Source organism: Anaerobacillus alkalidiazotrophicus (genome assembly GCF_001866055.1).
The window spans coordinates 81,780-100,053 of sequence record NZ_MLQS01000019.1 but is presented as its reverse complement, the minus strand read 5'-3'; the positions used below and the strand labels follow the sequence as shown (position 1 = coordinate 100,053).

The window sequence follows — 18,274 nt, the reverse complement described above, 5'->3', positions numbered from 1 at the left end:
CACCTAGTTTAACTGTTCCACCAGTTCATTTGTCGTAATCGTTTCAATATAAACTCTTTCATTTAGTAACCCTAAGTTATAATACGTTTCTTCTACTTCTTTTAATATATCAAGATCCAACCAACCTAACCCTTTTTCTTTCATTTCTTCATTTATCGAAGTTTGGTTACGGATATGAATAATTCCAAGGTTTCTCTCTACGTTTTGCCCATCGATCGCATGTGAAACAGCAATTTCAGCTGCTTCTTCAGGGTTTTCCATCGTATAGGCAACACTATCACGATACACTTGTAAGAAACGGAGCAACATATCTTGTTTTTCATTGAACACTTTTTCCGTTACAACAAAAACGTCAGCCGGTGTGTTTAAAACATCTTTAACTTCTATAACATCTACCTCTCCTAACCCTTCTAGCTGCGCACTAAAAAGTCCAGTATCTGTTGCGGCTGTAGCTGCTACTTGATTGTTCATTAAAGGACCAAAATTTAAAACACCAGCATCTACGATCGTAATATCATCTTCGGTCATTCCTGCTTTGTGAAGTAAAACAAGCAGGTTATCATACGTCCCACTTGCACGGCTATACACGCCAACATTTTTCCCACGTAAATCTTCTATTGAAGTAATGTTGTTTTCTTTTAGAGATACTAGGTTAAAGACATTTTCAGGGTAAATATTATAGATGACACGTAATTTCTCTCCTTTTTCAAGCGCTAATAGAACAGCCTCTACATTAGCAAAAGCAATATCAGCATTCCCTGCAATGATATTTCGAACCGCATCTCCACCACCTTGGCCTGGGATGTATTCGAACTCAAGACCCGCTTCTTCAAACCATCCTTTTTCCTCAGCGACATACAGATTGCTTTGTTCGGCAATTGGGTTACTCCAAGAAGCCATTCTTATTTTTTCAACGGTTTGTTCTTCAACTACTTGATTGTCTCCTTGTTGTTCTTCTTGAACATCCTCATTAGCTGCACCACAAGCAGCGATAGTAAATGTTAGTGCACTAAATAAAAATGCTACACTCATTTTCTTTACAAATCGTTTCATTTTGTTTTCCCCCTAGAATAAATATATTTTTTTAAAAATAGTTTTTCAATCCAATAAATCGATTGATACAATAACATGCCTTTCATGGTTAATAAAATAAAAACAGAAAACGTTAATGTTGTATTTAACATCCCTTGTGAAGCGATAATTAAGGCCCCTAATCCTTTGCTCGCACCTATAAACTCGCTTACGACTGCACCAACAACACTAAGGACAATGGCTACACGTAAACCGGAAAAAATATATGGTATAGCTGTTGGTAAACGAAGCTTTATTAACGTTTGAAAAGAGGTTGCTTGTAACGAATGAAATAATTGTAATTTTTCTCGACTCACGTATGTTAAGCCTGTTACCGTACTTTCAAATAATGGAAAAAAACAAACAAGTGCAACAATGATAATTTTAGGTGTGTACCCAAATCCAAACCAAAGGACAAGCAGCGGTGCTAAGGCAAGCTTTGGCATTGCTTGGGAAGCAATGATGTATGGTTGTAAAATTTCTTGAGCTGTTTTCGACTGGGATACAAGAAAACCTAAGCTGATTCCAAGAAAGGATCCTAGAAAAAAACCACCAAGTACTTCAACCGTTGTTGCGTATATATGAGGGTAGAAGTACCCACTTTGAAAATTATTTATGAGATTAATGACAATATCAGAAGGAGCAGGTAAAATAATCTTTGAAATTTCTCTTACATGGACAACTAGTTCCCAAATACTTATGAACGTAATGAATAGTAAAAATGAAAGAAATTTATTTTTATTCATGCTTTATCCTCACTTTAACCCTTCGATCTCATCATAAATTTCTTTCACGATCTTTGTAAACGAAGGTTCAAACTTCCAGTCTTTCAGTCGCGGTCGTTGAAAAGGAACTGAAAATTCACGAATGACCTGGGCAGGATCTCCACCTAATAACACGACACGATCTGCTAAATAAACAGCTTCAGATAAATCGTGTGTAATAAAAATAACTGTTGTTGAAAATTGAACAGACAGTTCCACTAACTCTAACTGCATCTGCTCCTTTGTCATAGCATCTAGTGCTGAAAACGGCTCGTCCATTAATAAAATTTCCGGTTCGGTTAATAGAGCTCTTGCTAATGTAACTCTCGAGATCATTCCGCCTGAAAGTTCATGGGGGTATTTTTTTTCGTGACCGCCTAAACCAACTGTTTCAATCAAGTCTTTTGCTTTTTTTCTATCAACTTGATTTGGACGACGTTTTAATTCTATAGGTAATAATACATTCTCTAATACATTCCGCCATTCTAGTAGTACTGGCTTTTGGAACACATACGTCATTTCGTCAATTGGACTTTTGATAATTTGTCCATTTACTAAGATTTCACCTTTTGAAGGTGCAAGTAACCCACCAATCATTTGTAATAAACTCGTTTTTCCACTACCACTTTTTCCGATGATACTAACAAATTCACCTTGATTTATTTGTAGATTAATATTCTTAAGGATCGGTTTATGTTCTCCATCAAATTTCAAATCAACATCTTGGCAATCGATAATCGCTGTCATCTTTGTCCCACCTCTCACTCTCTATTAGGGTCAAATTGATCCATTTGATCTTCAAGTGAAGATTCTACATCACAAAAACGAACCAAATCTGCTAAATGGAATCTACCGTCATGGTGCCACCCTGGCTGTGGATGAGGCATAGAACCTAACGCACAAATGCGGTTAACACCGCATTGCCCTAATAGTGAAATGATTGATGAAAACTGTTTTGGAGAACAACCAACCCCTACCGTTTGAATATGACCTTCAATATTTTTACTATACTCTTTTATCTCAAATACGTTTTCAATAGGAATAATCGTAACAAAACGATTAAGTGGAGAAAAAGGAAAAAGAGTATCCCCTATAGATTTGTTTTCACCCATATCACGATAAACGACGGTCCAAGCAGTACTGTTCTCACATTTGATTAACTCTACTTTATTATTAGTAAAACTTTCAAATTCAACGTTTAAGCGATGCTTTAAAATTGCATGTTGTTCTTCTTTTGTTAATGATGCTCGTGGATGTGTCGTTTGAAAGTTTTCCATTTCATTTGCTAGCATTTGAGCAAGTTCACGAGGTGAGTATTTGCCACCACGCTCAACAAAAAACACATGAGGTGATAAGCAGCCTTGTTGATCAAACCAAGAAACATCATAAGCCGCTAATTTGGCGGTTTGCCATGCTTTCGTTGTTGCTAAACATTCTTTGGTTACAACTCCAAAACTAATTTTATGACTATGAGCATGAAAGCTTACGTGAGAAGGAACCTTTTGTTTGATGTTATTAATGGCTTTATCGCCTCCATATGCGATGACTGCATTTGAATGAGAAAAGCTTACATCCTCTAATTCACTATTGCCGCCCTTCCAAGATAATATGGCTATACTTTCAGCAAGCTCTGCATCAATTTCTCTTAACGTCTCAGCAAATAGTACAGGAAATAACGGTTCTGAAGAGGATACTTTTCCTAAAGTTGCAGATTTAAGCAATAAACCTGCTGTTAAACTCCAAAGTGGTAAAGCCGGTACATTTCCTGAAAAAATATGGGTAATAACATTTGGTCCATATGCCCTGTATAATCCGCCAGATTTTCGCGGACGAAATTCGTCTAATATTAGCGGATTAGGAAAGTCCTCATCAATCATTCTTTGTAATTTCGGTTTACGAAATTGTCTCAAGTAACGACTTAGAAACAACCGAATCATTTCATGATCATATCCAGTAATAATTGGCAATAAGTGCTCAGCATATTGCCTCCGTTCGTATTTTGGGTCTAGCCATTTTTGAATGGCTTCATCCATGATGTCGATAATTTCATTTGTCCTTAAATTTTGCATATATTCTAATTGTTGTTTTTTAATTAACTTAATAACCTGTTCGATAAGCTCTGGGTTAAGGTTAGGAACTAGTAATTCAGCTTTTTGTCCATGATTTTCAAACGTTAATGTTTTTAGTGAAACATTTCCAAACAATCGTTTACTTTGTTCCGGAACGAAATAACATGGAAAGGGTGTTGTCATTTTACAATGCCCCTTTAGCATTTTGTGATGAAGCCATAAATTGTTCAACAGCTAATGAGCAACCTTTTGCCTCCGCACCTTTTGCTCTACCTAATAAATAAAATCCACCGTCACCTTGAACACCAATATCTTCAGTAAGAATACTTGAAACCGAATTAATATTAGCAAGGTCATAATGAACAATAAGTCCCTTTTCTCCTAACGGTTGTTCTCTCATTTCTTCTATATCCATGATAACGGTTTTAACCCAATGAGGTGATACCTTAGTCGTATGAATTTCGTTTTGATGAAAATAATCAAAAAGATTTCGGTCATAAATTTGTGAGCTTAATTCCGTCATCCCATACATGTTGACACACATTTCTAAAGGGACTTCACACAGTTCACTAATCTTTTCTTTAAACTCAGTTAGTTCAATTTCACGTGAACGTCCCTTTGCACCACCTGTATCCATAATCCTACTATTTGGCGGCAATTTAAATTGAATGTTGTTCTTTTTACATTCATCTAACAAATGAATAAATGAAAATGTTGCACCAATTAGCATAATTGGCTCCCCTTTTTCTTCGGCTAATTGAAGATCGTCAATTAATGTTTTTATTTGAAAACCTTCATTAGTAAATGCATATTTACTGTCACTGGTACCAAATGTCTCTTTTGCAATATGTAAATAATGAGCTAACGAAGAGTTTGGCATCTCATCTTGTGTTGGGAAGAGAATAAACATTTTCATATTATCTAATTCAGGCATCATAAAAGACTTAAAATGGGTTTTCATCGATAAATCATAAAGTTCTAAATCAAGGTGATAGTTTTTCCCTCTTCTGTCTTGGTTCGTTGTTCCACTCGTCATAAAAACAGCGCTAGTCTCTTCTATCGGAAATGAAGATAACGTCGTCAATTTAAATGCATCAATTGGAACCGGTGGTATTTCTGTAAAGTGTTTAATTGACCTAGGTAAAACGCGACGTTTCCTACAAAATTTTCGGTAAGGCTGATTGTATTCATATTGAAACTGAAACAATTTTAACGCCATTGTATTAAATTGTTCGTCAGTTGATGAAGGTTGGCTGATAAATGCCTTCAATTCCTGTTGTAGTTGCATATATGTATGTAACAAAGTAGACCTCCTCAGAAAAAAATTATAACAAACTATTTTGAAAACCTTATGTAAAAAACAAAAAGATCACCTTCTACTTAGAAAGTGATCATCATTCGTTATTAACTAATTTTATATAGAAACTCTCATATAAATAGCTCTAATCATGATGTTCCACTTCCCTCCGCTATAATGAGATAGTTCAGGTTCAAAGGGTCTTAAAGCTAGGCTTTAATCTCAGTCAAATAGACACCCCTAGTGGTTCAATGCTGTATGTTATTAATTATATTAAATTTACCATAAACGTTCAGTATGTCAACTAAAACGATTTTTGTATTTATAAACCAAAGCCTCATATAGTTACGAGGTTTTTCTATTACTTTATTTGGCTAATTGTAAAATTTGACGAACATCTTCCTCATATAATTTCACAAAATTACCGAGGGGGCCTCTTTCAGTTCCTTTTTTGGCCATTTCATCAATATGTTCATCAAAAATATTTACTTCCGTTAACGATATCGGCATACCAATTGAACGGAAGAATTCTTCAGTTTTCTTAATACCTGCTAATGCTGTTTTTTCTAAATCAAAAGGATCAATTTCAACATTCCAAACACGATGAGCGTATTGAACAAATCGATTGATGTCATGTTTGTAAACATACTTCATCCATGCTGGGAAAACAATCGCAAGTCCTGCACCATGAGCGATATCATAAATTCCGCTAATCTCATGCTCAATGTCATGGCTAGCCCAATCACCTACTCTTCCAGTGCTTAACAAATCATTATGTGCAATTGTTCCGGACCACATAATCTCTGCTCTTGCATCATAACTTGTTGGATTTTCTAAAACTGTATGAGCATTATTAATAATCGTTTTTAAGGTAGCTTCACATAGTCGATCTGTTAACTCCACGTTTCTTTCATTTGTAAAATATCTCTCCAAAATATGTGCCATCATATCTGTAATACCGCATGCTGTTTGAAATGAAGGTAATGTATATGTAAGCACTGGATTTAAAATTGAAAACTTCGGGCGCAAGTTGTTATGCCCCATTGCTCGTTTGTAAAACCCATCTTCATTTGTAATAACAGTACCAGCACTCGTTTCACTACCTGCAGCAGGTATAGTAAGAACAACACCAATCGGTAAACAGTCTGACACACTATTTTTTCCAGTATAGAAATCCCAAACATCACCTTCGTATTTCGCTCCTGCAGCAATAGCCTTAGCTGAATCAATCACACTTCCCCCACCAACCGCAAGAATTAAATCAATATTATTTTCTTTACAAATTATGACCCCTTCTCTAACAAGGCTAACCCTAGGATTAGGCTTTACTCCAGCTAATTCAAAAATTTCAATATCTTCTTCACGTAATGAAGAAACAACTCTATCATATAAACCACTGCTCTTAATACTTCCTCCACCATAATGTAAGAGAAGTTTTTTTCCATATCTAGTAGATTCTCTTCCTACATATTGTTCCTGATCTTTTCCAAATAATATCTTCGTCCCATTTTGAAACTCAAAATCTCTCATTTAATATCCCCTCCTCTACTATTATAGTAATCTTAAAAACCTACAAAAGCAAGCGCTTGCACAAAATGAATTAATAAAGCTGAACTTCAATCAGTGGGGGGGTTCCTTCATCCCCCACTGATTGTTAGTTCAACTTATACCACAGGCATAAGAATAACTAATCATCAGCTATCACTGATGAAAGTTATTCTATATCGGACCTTTAGGGGCAGTTTATCCCCCACCTAAACTTCTCGATTTTCTTAAGTTTTGAGGTGGGGGTCTTACTTGCCCCTTAAGTGTGGGATAAATAAAAATTTGTAATTATTTGAGTGAATTTCATAATTACCTAAATTGAGATACATAAGTCTAAATGTTGTTGGAAACGGTCTTTTTCCAACACATTTAGGATCAGGGTAGCGAAAATAAACAATTATGAAATTCATTAATTTACTTACTATTAACCACTCATTTTCTCCTGATTCTGTCTCATCTAATAACGAAGTTCTATAGAACGGGATGATCATATTGCTCTGGGTAAAAAGACCATAATTAAAATAATTCTATTCATTTAGCTATGAAATTACTTTTTTTATCAAAAAATCTACATCATTTCTTCAATATTTCATTTTAATCTTACATTAGAAAATAAAAGGAGATGGTGTTAATGAAAAAAACAATCGTCGTAACTGCACTATCAATAGGATTACTAGTTTTAGGGGCAGGTAACACACTAGCGATGGAAGAAGAAACTCAAAACGGAAATGCATATGGTACATTTAACTTTGGCCAGAAATTATCGAAACATGAGAATATGACAGTACATGAAGTAAAAGAAATGTATGTAAACCACCATGGTACTGTCGGAGCTGCACCAAGTCAGAATTTCAATGAACATAAACAATGCATGATGATGGAAGAATAGGGTATCAGTCAACAGAATTAATAGATACGAACCAAATCTAAGAATCCAAAGAAAAATAGAGCCTATGCTCTTTTTTCTTTGGATTCTTTCGTTTAATCATGGATTACAAAGTGGGCATTGTGAAGGGTCTGCATATTCTTTTCCTTTAGGATAAAGTTCTTCTTCTTGATGATTACACTTTTTACATTCAAAAATGTGAGAACGAACTAACTCTGTTGGACAACCACAATATTCACACTCTAAACCTTTTTTAGATTCAGTTACTTCAAAACCAGGAGATGAACAATTCGGACATAATGAACGTATTTTTGACACAAGGTCGATTGTTGCTAGTTCAATATTTTTCATACGAGTAGGATTGTATAGAGCCCTCATATCCGTTTCAATATATAATGAATCTGCAGATTTTGAAAATAAGTTGTGTAACACATGATGTAGATGATTCACATCGGTTATCCCTTTAACCATTTCGTCCATTTTTGTCGTAGATGAATTGGTTTTTACAATAACACCATGTGTGGGAAAGCCAATTGATAAGGCAAACTCATAGGCTTCCTCAACAGTTTTTATGACTTTTTGAGCGTAATTTGTGTTGCTATTTGCAATATGTCCCACAATTTCCAGTTCCTGTTCTTGATCTACCAATAATACGAGCTCCCTATTATAAGGTAAATAAGGTATGAATGGATGTGGTCCAAATGAGCCTTCACTTGAAATTCCTATACCGACATTACTTTGTTTCATAGCTTTTTCAACTTTTTTTCGTGCAGCTTGGAGCTGGTCTCCGGCTCTTTCGACTTCGTTTGTAAATGTACCAAATAGATCTGTATTAAAATTTTTAGGTACTGTAACACAAATACCTAATTCTTTCTCTAAAATAGGGGCAATTACTTGTTCTTTTTTATGCATCGTTGCAATTACAGCTTGTCGATTTAGAAATAAATCCTTAACCGTTGTATCCATAGTCTTTAATTATTCTCCTTTTATACTATAATGGATCAATTTTTTATTTATAGTATATCATCTTTATGCGTCTCACGTTTAACTCCTAAACGTGATCTTTGTTCTAAGTAGTATCATTTTCCAATGCTTTTAATATTGAGGGGATTATAAAGCTGAACTTCAATCAGTGGGGGTTTTCCTTCATCCCCCACCTAAACTTCTCGATTTCCTTAAGTTTTGAGGTGGGGGTCTTACTTGCCCCTTAAGAGTGGGATAAAAAAAGAGAGCAACCAATTGGTACTCTAAACAAACAATGCTAATTTTGTTTTGTTTTAACGAAGGCTTTCAATTCTATTGCTGGCTTTTCTAATTTATTGTCAGGAGCGGAGAGGTAAACTTGTACCACTTCTCTACTAGACATATCTCCACTATTTTCAACTGTAACAGAAACCTTACTTTATCTTTAATTTTTTTCACTTTAACTTTAGGAAAATGAAACGTTGTGTAAGATAATCCATAACCAAATTCATAGGTTGGCTCAACATCAAGGGTTGAAAAATATCGATAACCCATAAATATATCTTCTTCATAGATAACTTTTTCTGGGTCTTCCTCAGGGATACCCGGAAAATCCTCATGCATATTGACATGATTAGCCCTTTAATGGTCTCTTCATTTAAATCCAAATAAAGGTTAAACTTTAATCATTATGGAAATAATTAATGATCTATATGTGGAAATAGACTGACATAATAATCTTTTGTTTTACTTTAAAGGATTTTTTATAAATGCGAAGAAACTAATTATAGTTAAGATAAATCAGAAAAATTTATGAAGGGCAAAAAGAAGCTACGGAGGACGAACATGGAAAAACGATTAGAGGTGAGCAACAATTTAAATAAAAATACGAAACTAAACATGTACGATAAAGTTATTCCATATAACAACAAATTGGCACCTTTATATATACGTAACAGCTTATTTACACTTTTACCTGAGGGGATAGAACATATTTATGTAATAGGAATTGGCTCGAATCTTATCAATGGAGATAGTTTAGGCCCTTTTGTTGGAACGTTATTAAAGAATTTATATCCTGGCCATTTAACCGTCCTAGGAAGTCTTCAAACACCAATAGATGCAACAAACGTTCCTGAGATTTCACGCCTTAATCTTCCAAACAATAGTTTCATTATTGCAATTGATAGTGTATTAGGGAATCCAAAGATTGTTAATTCTATAGTTGTTCGAAATGGTTCTGTGCTACCTGGAGCTGGCCTTGGGCATGATCTTCCTCCTATAGGTGACTGTAGTGTTATGGGAGTAGTTTTAGAAAATGACCCTAGTGTAGAAAATTCCCTTTTCTACACGAATTTAAATCTCATCTATACTATGGCATTACAGATTTCAAGAGGTATATCCTTGACTGTGAGGCAATATTTTAACTATCCATCTGATCAGCCCATTTTACTTTAGTTTTATCGGGAGAAGTTGTCTTAAACTATACCTTTGAAACGAAAGCCAAATGCATATAAAAGCGCTTAGATAGCCAATAATAATCTATTGTATGGAAAAGGGGCGAATCTAATTATACCGGATCGCCCCTAAATTTATTTACCAAATCATATGAAGTGTATCAACTTAAAACTTAGAGAACTCGTTCTAGCTTCGCTAGAACATCGAAAATTCAGGTGGAGTTGAGACTCCACCTGAATGGAAGTTCCCACCTACGCTTTGCTTAGAGGTGGGGTCTATGACCCTTAAGAACAAATCATTTGAGAAATCAAGCCTACTTTTTATATAACTTTTGATAATATTCTTCAAGCATTCGTTTCACATCAAACTGATCCTTTGTGCTTAGAATACTATTTTTCATCATTTTAATCCATTTAGCACGGTCCTCGTAATACGTTGGAATAACTTCTTTTAACAAAACTTTATAGAGTTCCCTTAAATCACGTTCATCTTGTTTCTTCTCATTTTCACACTGGAACCCATCTCCAAACTGCCAACCATTTTTCCCATGTACACAAGCTTCAGGCCACCAACCGTCAAGGATACTAAAGTTTAGAACACCATTCATTGCTGCTTTCATCCCCGATGTTCCGCTTGCCTCTTTTGGTCTTCTTGGATTGTTTAACCATACATCAGATCCTCTTGTTAACATTTTACCAATTTCCATATCATAGTTTTCTAGGAATACGACAGAGTTTGGATATTTTTTTGTCATTGCAACTAGATTAGCAACGATTTCTTTACCCGTGTCATCTAAAGGGTGCGCTTTTCCTGAAAAGATAATTTGAATTTTACCGCTATTTAACAATGGTCCAATTATAGTTTCATCTGTAAAAATAAAATTACTTCGTTTATAAGGGGCTGCACGTCTAGAGAATCCAATAATCATATTGTTTTCATTAAGTACTACACCATTTTTATCTTTAACAAATTGAATTAAATTTCTTTTGTTCCTCATATGGTTGCCCCATAAATCTCCATCGTTTACAGCAGCATCAATCATTTTTTCATCTACCCATGTAGGTTTATGAATACAATTAGTAATTCCAGTTATTTCTGACCGATCTTTTACGCATGCCCACATTTTATTTGCTGTTTTACTGTGAAGTTTTGCAACAGCATTTGAATGACGTGCAAGCCTCAAGGCTCCAACTGTCATATTAAATGGTGAACCACCAATCCAAACTAATTGTTCAATTGTTAATCCATTATTTGCACCCATATACATTAAACGATCTAAGTAATGTGATTCGTTTCCTTGAATCACTGGAGTATGTGTTGTAAAAACAATCTCCTCTCTCGACTTTAAGACTGCATCCTCAAAACCCATACCTTGATCGATCTTTTCTTTAATTAATTCAAAGCCAGCAAAAAGTGCGTGACCTTCGTTAAAGTGATACACATCTATATCATATCCTAGTGCTCTTAAAACTCGAACCCCGCCTATGCCAAGTACCATTTCTTGAGCAATTCGTTCCTCTCCAAACCAACCGTATAACTGACCAGTAATCCAACTATCTTCATTTCCAGGTAAATCGGTGTCTAAAAGATATAAAGGGGCATTTTGAAACTTGTCAACTTTCCACACCTTACATATAACATCTCTTTGTCTAATTTTTACCGTTACACTTATCCCAGTATCTTCTAAATACTCATATTGATGGTTCGAATAAGCATCATATGGTTGACCGTTTTCATCAATTTTTTGATCAGAATAACCTTGTTTCCATTTTATCCCGATCCCTATGATCGGATAATTGTAATCCTTCGCCCCCTTTAAATAGTCACCAGCAAGAATTCCAAGGCCACCTGCATACATTTTCATTTTTGAATCTAATCCATACTCCATACAAAAATATGCAACTTTAGGATATGATTTGTTATCCATCATCTTCCCCCCTTAAGTATTAAATCATATGGTCAAATGTGGTTTTTATACTATATAATTGTGATTAAATATGACAAAAGCTTGAATTTACTCACATTATTTATAAAAAATAATAGTAATCAAATCATTATGAACCAAATAAATATACAATTAAGGTGAAAAAGTAAAAAGCACCTTCACGTTTATGATGAAGATGCTTTTTCTTCTATTTATTTAATAATTTATGAATTTAAAATCCTTTTTAAAACTTCATGGATTTAATAGTTGGATCATTACTTTCTAGTTTCTCAAAGTTCTTATTAAAACGATCAGCTAAATCTTTAGCTTGTTTATCATAGTCCTCTTTATTTGGCCACGTGTTTCGAGGATTTAAAACATCTCTTGGAACACCAGGGCAAAACTCCGGTATTAGTAGACCAAATATCGGGTCAGGATTAAATGCAAATTTATCTAATTCTCCTTTTAAAGCTGCTGTAATCATAGCTCGTGTAAAACTTAATTTCATCCGTTTCCCTACTCCGTAAGGACCACCAGTCCAGCCGGTATTAACAAGGTAAACAGTTGTATTATATTTATCAATATTTTCACCTAGTAGTTTTGCATAAACGCTTGGATATAGTGGTAGGAAAGGTGCGCCAAAACATGTAGAGAATGTCGCTTGAGGTTTTGTTACTCCTCTTTCTGTCCCAGCAAGTTTGCTAGTGTATCCAGAAAGGAAATGGTACATAGCTTGTTCTTTTGTAAGCTTAGAAATTGGTGGTAATACTCCAAATGCATCTGCAGTTAAGAATATAATAACGTTCGGGTGTCCAGCTAAACCTGGAATAATTACATTATCAATATGGTTAATTGGGTATGCAACACGAGTATTTTCAGTTAAACTATTATCATCATAATCTGGCACTCTTGTTTTGTCATTAATAATAGCGTTTTCAAGAATGGCGCCAAAACGAACACTTTTATATATTTCTGGCTCAGTTTCCATAGAAAGATGGATTGCCTTAGCATAACAGCCACCTTCAAAGTTAAATATTCCAGCATCACACCAGCCGTGTTCATCATCTCCAATTAGATAACGATTTGGGTCGGCGGATAATGTTGTTTTTCCCGTCCCAGAAAGACCAAAGAATAGTGCTACATCATTATTTTCTCCAATATTTGCTGAACAGTGCATTGGTAGAACGTCATTATCTGGTAAGATCGTATTCATTACACTAAAAATTGACTTTTTCATTTCACCTGCATACTCAGTACCGCCAATTAAGACCATTTTCTTTTTGTAATTTACAATAATAAAAGTTTCTGTTTTTGTGCCGTGTTTCTCTGGTTTGGCTTGGAAACCTGGTGCATATACGACTGTAAATTGAGCTTTATGATGTTTTAATTCCTCGTCAGCTGGGCGTATAAATAACTGATGAGCAAATAAATTATGCCATGCATACTCATTTACAACAGTAATCGGTAAACAATACAAGTCGTCAGCACCTGCAAAGCCGTCAAACACGAATAGTTGTTTTTCATTTAAATATTGCAGAACATCTGCAAAAAGAGCTTCAAATTTTTCTTCTTCTATTGACTGATTGACAGCTCCCCACGCAATTTTTTGTTCTGTAGTAGGTTCTTTTACAATGTATTTGTCTTTAGGAGAACGTCCTGTATACTTTCCTGTAGATACTCGTAAAGCTCCAGTGTTAGTAAGCTTTCCTTCTCCTCTTTTTATCGCGACTTCTACAAGCTGGGGTACAGATAAATTGCGATAGACCTCAGTATTTGTTAAAAGTTTTTCTAATGAGATGTTACTGTTTTTACCCATAAACATCCACCTCTTTTTATAAAATTATAACCACATGTACTACTCTTTTAATTTTGCTAAATCTAGAATACTTTACATTTAAATAATATGCTGCACCTACTTGTATTTGTGAACCGTTTCACAATTTATACAAAATTATTATTGCTAGTAAATGTACATTCAGTGAATGTTTAAAATTACTAATGATAAATAATCATTCTAGTTTTTTTAATTATTAAAAAATGTAGTTTACATAATAAAATTATGAGAAACTAATTCTTTTTCTTAAAAAAGAAAGAAATAGAATTAGAGTTTCACTCATTTCATACTTAAGCTAAAATCTTATAATCAAATAACATAGATTTATTCCAGGGCATTTGAAATAGACTTGTTTTTTACTAGTATTGTTTGTCGTCCCTCTTTTTCATTTTCCTCATAATAAAGAACTTGCCAATCAGTAAAGGTAGATAGTAACTCATTAGAATGTAGCTTGTATTTATTTGATATTCCAACTTTCTTTGTTTCTTCTGATAAATAAAATGTTTCCATAAAAAAGTATCCATTATCTTTAATGATTGATTTAACATATGGAAAAATGTCGCGATCAAGGTAATAAGTAATGATTACTAGATCAAATAAATTCTTTTTAAAATTCAGATTACTTAAATTAGTTAGATCAATTGCAGTAGCAACTATATCAAGTTGCTTTTCCCTCGCCTGGTCTCTAACATATTGTGTAGCTACCTCCGAAATATCCAATGCTTGTATGTTATAGCCTAATTGAGCCAGAAAGAGACTGTTTGCTCCAAGGCCACAGGCAAGATCTAGGCCTTTCCCACCTGTAAAATATGTGGATAAGTTTTCTAACCTTTCATTCGGTTTATTTTTATTATCTATAAACTTTTTAATACGGTCTTTATATTTATCATTCCATTTAGTTCGCAAATCCAATGTATAACCTCCATTTTTAGTTGTGCGAGAACAATAATCAGAATATTAAGTATTAAGTAAAGAGCAAGCGCCTTGGTCTCGAGCAGCTGCTCCTGTGCCACTCCGTTTGCTCGTCGCAAAGCAGCTTCGAAGTAATTCGAGTAGTAGCTTCACTGGGGCGGCCTTTGACAGAAGCCGCTCTTTGGCTTCCGAAAAAGGCCTGAAGTGACCGAGCTCGTACGCGCTGAAGCTAGACAGTTTCCAAATTAGAAATTTATAAATTTTGATTATGTAAGAAAAACTACATTTACATATTCGAAAATATATGTGAATGTAGTCTAATTTCGTTTTTTATTCTGAAAGGTCAATAGACCAATACGCCTCACCCGTATAAAATGGGTTTCTAAATGTAAAATTGTAGATGCCTAAATCCTCAATTTCAAAAATGATTTGCTCATCGTGAACCTCAGCTGGATTAATGGTAATTGTTGGTACTGCCCTTTTTTCATTAGCAATAATTCTACACTGATTCTTTCCTTGATGATTTAATAATTTCATGTTGTTACCTAGAACATCAATTTCCTCTTCCGAATGATTAAAAATAGATACGTTGAGTATTAGCCTACGCCCATCACCATGGTCCTCTGTTACTGTTAGTGATTGAACAGTAACATCTAATCCACCAACATTAGCGGTTTCTCCAATTTTATGAATACGAGAACTACTTTCTTCTTCAGTAGTTTCTGAAGTCATAGTTGCAAAAGCATCGTTAGGAAATAAACTAAAACTGAAAACCATATAACTGAATAAAACTGATAATACAAGAATAATTTTTTTGTTCATTTTAACAAACCCCCTTTATGTTAATTTCCCCTATTCCATGAAAAAATACGAAAAATATAAAGCTGAACTTCAATCAGTGGGGGTCTTACTTGCCCCTTAAGAGTGGGATAAAGTTAATGAATTTCAATTTCATAATTGTGTATTTTCGCTACTATGATACTAAATATTAATGGACGAAGAGCATTTCCAACAACATTTGTTTTATGTAGCTTCATTTAGGCAATTATAAAATTCACTCAGTAAGAGAATTTTGCAAAATAAGTAACCTTTTAAAAGTATTTATTACCATGTTTATTATGATTGAGTTTTACGAATCTTATTTTTGTATCATACTTACCACTAAATTTTCATGGGGGTTTTCTAATTTACTGTACAAACTCAAATTCAACAAGCGTTATCTTCTGCTCAAAGTGTGGAGGCTAGCTTAACTCAGTTTAGCCTTGAAACTCAAAACCAACAAGCAAAACAGTTGTATGAAAGCCTATCTCAACAACAAAAAAATATTGTTCAACAACTACAAACACGCTATGACCAAGTCATTAAAGAAGAACCACAATTTAATAAAAACCAATAATTAATTCTTACTTTCCTTTTTCTTAATAGCAAAACAAAAGGAAGTACGATGTATACTAAATCGTACCTCCTTTTGTTTCTTATGAATTTTGTAAACGTATTGTGTGAAACGCTTCATGAACAGCATCTAAAATTTTACCTGGTCTTACACAATCACCTACAGAGGCCAATGGGACTTTATCTTCTAAAGCAGATACAAGATCACTTTCAGGTAGGTAGCCTGTGGCGATAACAACTGAATCGCAATCGAATAACTCTTCATTTTCATTGGTTTTCAAGGTGACATTTGTATAACATATCGATTCAACTTGTGTTTTCGTTTTAATCGTTATTCCGTTTTCTGCGAGTAAACTTCTAAGTTTCATTGTGTTATTTAAGGAATGACTGTCTTTTTGTAGTATATCATCAAGCATCTCAACTATGGTTACTTCTTTCCCTTGTTGTTTTAAGAAAAGGGCTGTTTCACAACCAACTAAACCGCCACCAATGACTACTACTTCATCACCAGTTATTTCTTTACCTAGTAATACATTATTTGCATATTTAACATGGGCCTTATCAATCCCAGGAATAGGTGGTGTTGCTTCTTTCGCCCCTAAAGCAAGTATAACAAGGTCATCTTTTCGATTGATGATATCAGTAACTGACCCTTCTTTAAGTAGTTTTAAATTAATTGGGTGCTTACTTACTTGTGTTTTTAAATAATCAGTATAATTTATAACATCTTTTTTAAATGAAGGTGCACCAGCTGCAAGTAAGTTCCCACCTAAATGGTCTTTTTTCTCCCAAAGCTCTACCTTAAAACCTCGCTTTGCAGCAGATATCGCTGCGGTCATTCCTCCTGGTCCACCACCAACGACTAAAATTGATTTTGTTTTTTTCGCTTCTTCAAGCTTGTATTCGCTTTCATAACCGCACGTAGGGTTAAGTGCACAGGTTGTGTTTTTACCTGAAAACCCACCTAAGAGACATTCATTACATCCAATACAAGGAATGATATCGTCTATTTTTCCATCAGCGACCTTATTAACCCATTCAGGATCAGCTAGTAGTTGATGACCAAGTCCAACAAAGTCTGTCTTCCCTTCTTGTAATACTTGCTCTGCAAAAGCTGGTTCACTTAACTTCCCTTGTGCGAGAACCGGTATTTTCACTGCTTTTTTAATTGAGTGAGCAAGGCTAATTTGGGCGCCTTTTTCTTCATAAACTGTTGAGATTGCATGATACCATGCTTCATAACAACCTTTATCTACATGAAGTGCCGCCACACCCGCACTCTCTAATATCTTAGCTATTTCAATACCTTCTTCAAGTTCGCGTCCATCTTCTACACCATGATATGGAGTGAATTTAAATATGATCGGAAAATCTTTTCCACATGTTTTTTGAACTTCTGTTATTAATTCACGACTAAATCGTGTTCTTCCTTCTAAGTCTCCACCGTATTCATCCGTTCGTTTGTTCCATAAAGTTGAGTGGAATTGATCTATCAAATAACCTCCATAACCATGAATTTCAATAGCATCTGCACCTGCCTGCTTGGCTAGGCTTGCTGAATATCCAAAAGCCTTTATAAGATATTGAATATCTTCAATAGTAAATGGTTTACAAGTTAAAGAGGGAAACCAAAAAGCGGGAACTGGACTAGGGGCGTATGGTGGTGTAAATGGATCCACAAATGAAACGCGACCTAAACCAGGACTTAATTGAACACATACTTTTGCACCATATTGATGCGCACGTTCTATTAAAAGATTTAATCGACCAACTTTATTGAAATGGTCAAGGAGATGACATGGACGAGGTTCATATTTATCAGTCACTGTATTTGCACCAGTAATGATGAGGCCTATTCCACCTTTTGCACGAGCGGTGAAATAATGAATATTTCGATCAGAATATCCACCATCAGGATCTGTAGTCGTTCCCATTGGTGCCATAAATACACGATTACGTAATTTCATCTTACCAATGTTCGCTTTACCTAACATCTTCAACATGACAAAACCCTCCCTCAATCTTTATTTACTTCGATTATATTAACTTGTTAAATGTTTCACAATGTCAATTTTCATAATTTAACCAATTACAATTGTGCAATTTTAACAACTGAGATAAAATATGGTTGATATAACTAATCTTTAGGCTGCGGAGGA

General features: G+C 34.7%; 17 protein-coding genes and 1 riboswitch. Of the genes, 3 read left to right on the top strand and 14 right to left on the bottom strand.

Annotated features, from left to right (window positions below; translation table 11 throughout):
• Nucleotides 1-3: 3 nt before the first annotated feature.
• From BKP45_RS13985 to BKP45_RS13960, 6 genes are all read right to left on the bottom strand, one after another.
• Nucleotides 4-1,053, bottom strand: coding sequence for an ABC transporter substrate-binding protein (locus BKP45_RS13985; RefSeq protein ID WP_071390311.1), 1,050 nt, complete (start codon nucleotides 1,051-1,053; stop codon nucleotides 4-6).
• Nucleotides 1,050-1,817, bottom strand: a complete 768-nt coding sequence (locus BKP45_RS13980) for an ABC transporter permease (protein ID WP_071390310.1) — start codon at nucleotides 1,815-1,817, stop codon at nucleotides 1,050-1,052. Before BKP45_RS13980 ends, BKP45_RS13985 begins: the two co-directional genes overlap by 4 nt.
• A gap of 9 nt (nucleotides 1,818-1,826) precedes the next feature.
• On the bottom strand, nucleotides 1,827-2,582 hold the full coding sequence (locus BKP45_RS13975; RefSeq protein ID WP_071390309.1) for an ABC transporter ATP-binding protein: 756 nt from the start codon (nucleotides 2,580-2,582) through the stop codon (nucleotides 1,827-1,829).
• A gap of 14 nt (nucleotides 2,583-2,596) precedes the next feature.
• Complete coding sequence (locus tag BKP45_RS13970) at nucleotides 2,597-4,087, bottom strand: acyl-CoA reductase (protein ID WP_071390308.1); 1,491 nt, start codon at nucleotides 4,085-4,087, stop codon at nucleotides 2,597-2,599.
• 1 nt (nucleotide 4,088) lies between these two features.
• Entirely contained in the window at nucleotides 4,089-5,207 is a 1,119-nt protein-coding gene (locus BKP45_RS13965) for a LuxE/PaaK family acyltransferase (protein ID WP_084787954.1), read from the bottom strand.
• A 141-nt stretch (nucleotides 5,208-5,348) separates the two neighbouring features.
• Nucleotides 5,349-5,453: riboswitch (TPP riboswitch) on the bottom strand.
• A gap of 114 nt (nucleotides 5,454-5,567) precedes the next feature.
• Nucleotides 5,568-6,731, bottom strand: a complete 1,164-nt coding sequence (locus tag BKP45_RS13960; protein ID WP_071390307.1) for an iron-containing alcohol dehydrogenase — start codon at nucleotides 6,729-6,731, stop codon at nucleotides 5,568-5,570.
• 646 nt (nucleotides 6,732-7,377) lie between these two features.
• Here BKP45_RS13960 and BKP45_RS13955 point away from each other — a divergent pair.
• Nucleotides 7,378-7,635: a hypothetical protein gene (locus BKP45_RS13955; protein ID WP_071390306.1), complete on the top strand. Its 258-nt coding sequence runs from the start codon at nucleotides 7,378-7,380 to the stop codon at nucleotides 7,633-7,635.
• Nucleotides 7,636-7,731: 96 nt separating this feature from the next.
• On the opposite strand, the gene BKP45_RS13950 is transcribed toward BKP45_RS13955, so the two are convergent.
• From BKP45_RS13950 to BKP45_RS23045, 3 genes are all read right to left on the bottom strand, one after another.
• The gene (locus BKP45_RS13950) at nucleotides 7,732-8,598 is read right to left on the bottom strand and encodes a DUF6671 family protein (protein WP_071390305.1); all 867 of its coding nucleotides are present in this window, start codon (nucleotides 8,596-8,598) and stop codon (nucleotides 7,732-7,734) included.
• A gap of 295 nt (nucleotides 8,599-8,893) precedes the next feature.
• Nucleotides 8,894-8,983 carry a hypothetical protein gene (locus BKP45_RS23575; protein WP_407639605.1) on the bottom strand — a complete coding sequence of 30 codons (90 nt, stop codon included), beginning with the start codon at nucleotides 8,981-8,983 and terminating at the stop codon, nucleotides 8,894-8,896.
• Nucleotides 8,944-9,219: a hypothetical protein gene (locus BKP45_RS23045; RefSeq protein WP_071390304.1), complete on the bottom strand. Its 276-nt coding sequence runs from the start codon at nucleotides 9,217-9,219 to the stop codon at nucleotides 8,944-8,946. Before BKP45_RS23045 ends, BKP45_RS23575 begins: the two co-directional genes overlap by 40 nt.
• 222 nt (nucleotides 9,220-9,441) lie before the next feature.
• On the opposite strand from BKP45_RS23045, the gene yyaC reads away from it, so the two are divergent.
• Nucleotides 9,442-10,053 carry a spore protease YyaC gene (yyaC, locus tag BKP45_RS13940; protein ID WP_245747494.1) on the top strand — a complete coding sequence of 204 codons (612 nt, stop codon included), beginning with the start codon at nucleotides 9,442-9,444 and terminating at the stop codon, nucleotides 10,051-10,053.
• A 313-nt stretch (nucleotides 10,054-10,366) separates the two neighbouring features.
• Here the strand turns inward: yyaC and glgP are convergent, their stop codons facing one another.
• The 4 genes from glgP to BKP45_RS13920 all read right to left on the bottom strand — a co-directional run bounded on the left by glgP (nucleotide 10,367) and on the right by BKP45_RS13920 (nucleotide 15,545).
• The gene (gene glgP, locus BKP45_RS13935) at nucleotides 10,367-11,980 is read right to left on the bottom strand and encodes an alpha-glucan family phosphorylase (RefSeq protein WP_071390303.1); all 1,614 of its coding nucleotides are present in this window, start codon (nucleotides 11,978-11,980) and stop codon (nucleotides 10,367-10,369) included.
• 241 nt (nucleotides 11,981-12,221) lie between these two features.
• Nucleotides 12,222-13,793: a phosphoenolpyruvate carboxykinase (ATP) gene (gene pckA, locus BKP45_RS13930; RefSeq protein ID WP_071390302.1), complete on the bottom strand. Its 1,572-nt coding sequence runs from the start codon at nucleotides 13,791-13,793 to the stop codon at nucleotides 12,222-12,224.
• A gap of 342 nt (nucleotides 13,794-14,135) precedes the next feature.
• Nucleotides 14,136-14,723: a class I SAM-dependent methyltransferase gene (locus BKP45_RS13925; protein WP_071390301.1), complete on the bottom strand. Its 588-nt coding sequence runs from the start codon at nucleotides 14,721-14,723 to the stop codon at nucleotides 14,136-14,138.
• A gap of 330 nt (nucleotides 14,724-15,053) precedes the next feature.
• Nucleotides 15,054-15,545, bottom strand: coding sequence for a DUF4352 domain-containing protein (locus tag BKP45_RS13920; RefSeq protein WP_071390300.1), 492 nt, complete (start codon nucleotides 15,543-15,545; stop codon nucleotides 15,054-15,056).
• Nucleotides 15,546-15,927: 382 nt separating this feature from the next.
• Here BKP45_RS13920 and BKP45_RS21670 point away from each other — a divergent pair, with 382 nt between their 5' ends.
• Entirely contained in the window at nucleotides 15,928-16,119 is a 192-nt protein-coding gene (locus BKP45_RS21670) for a DUF1657 domain-containing protein (protein WP_084787951.1), read from the top strand.
• 79 nt (nucleotides 16,120-16,198) lie between these two features.
• On the opposite strand, the gene BKP45_RS13915 is transcribed toward BKP45_RS21670, so the two are convergent.
• Complete coding sequence (locus BKP45_RS13915; protein ID WP_071390299.1) at nucleotides 16,199-18,118, bottom strand: oxidoreductase; 1,920 nt, start codon at nucleotides 18,116-18,118, stop codon at nucleotides 16,199-16,201.
• Nucleotides 18,119-18,274: the final 156 nt, after the last annotated feature.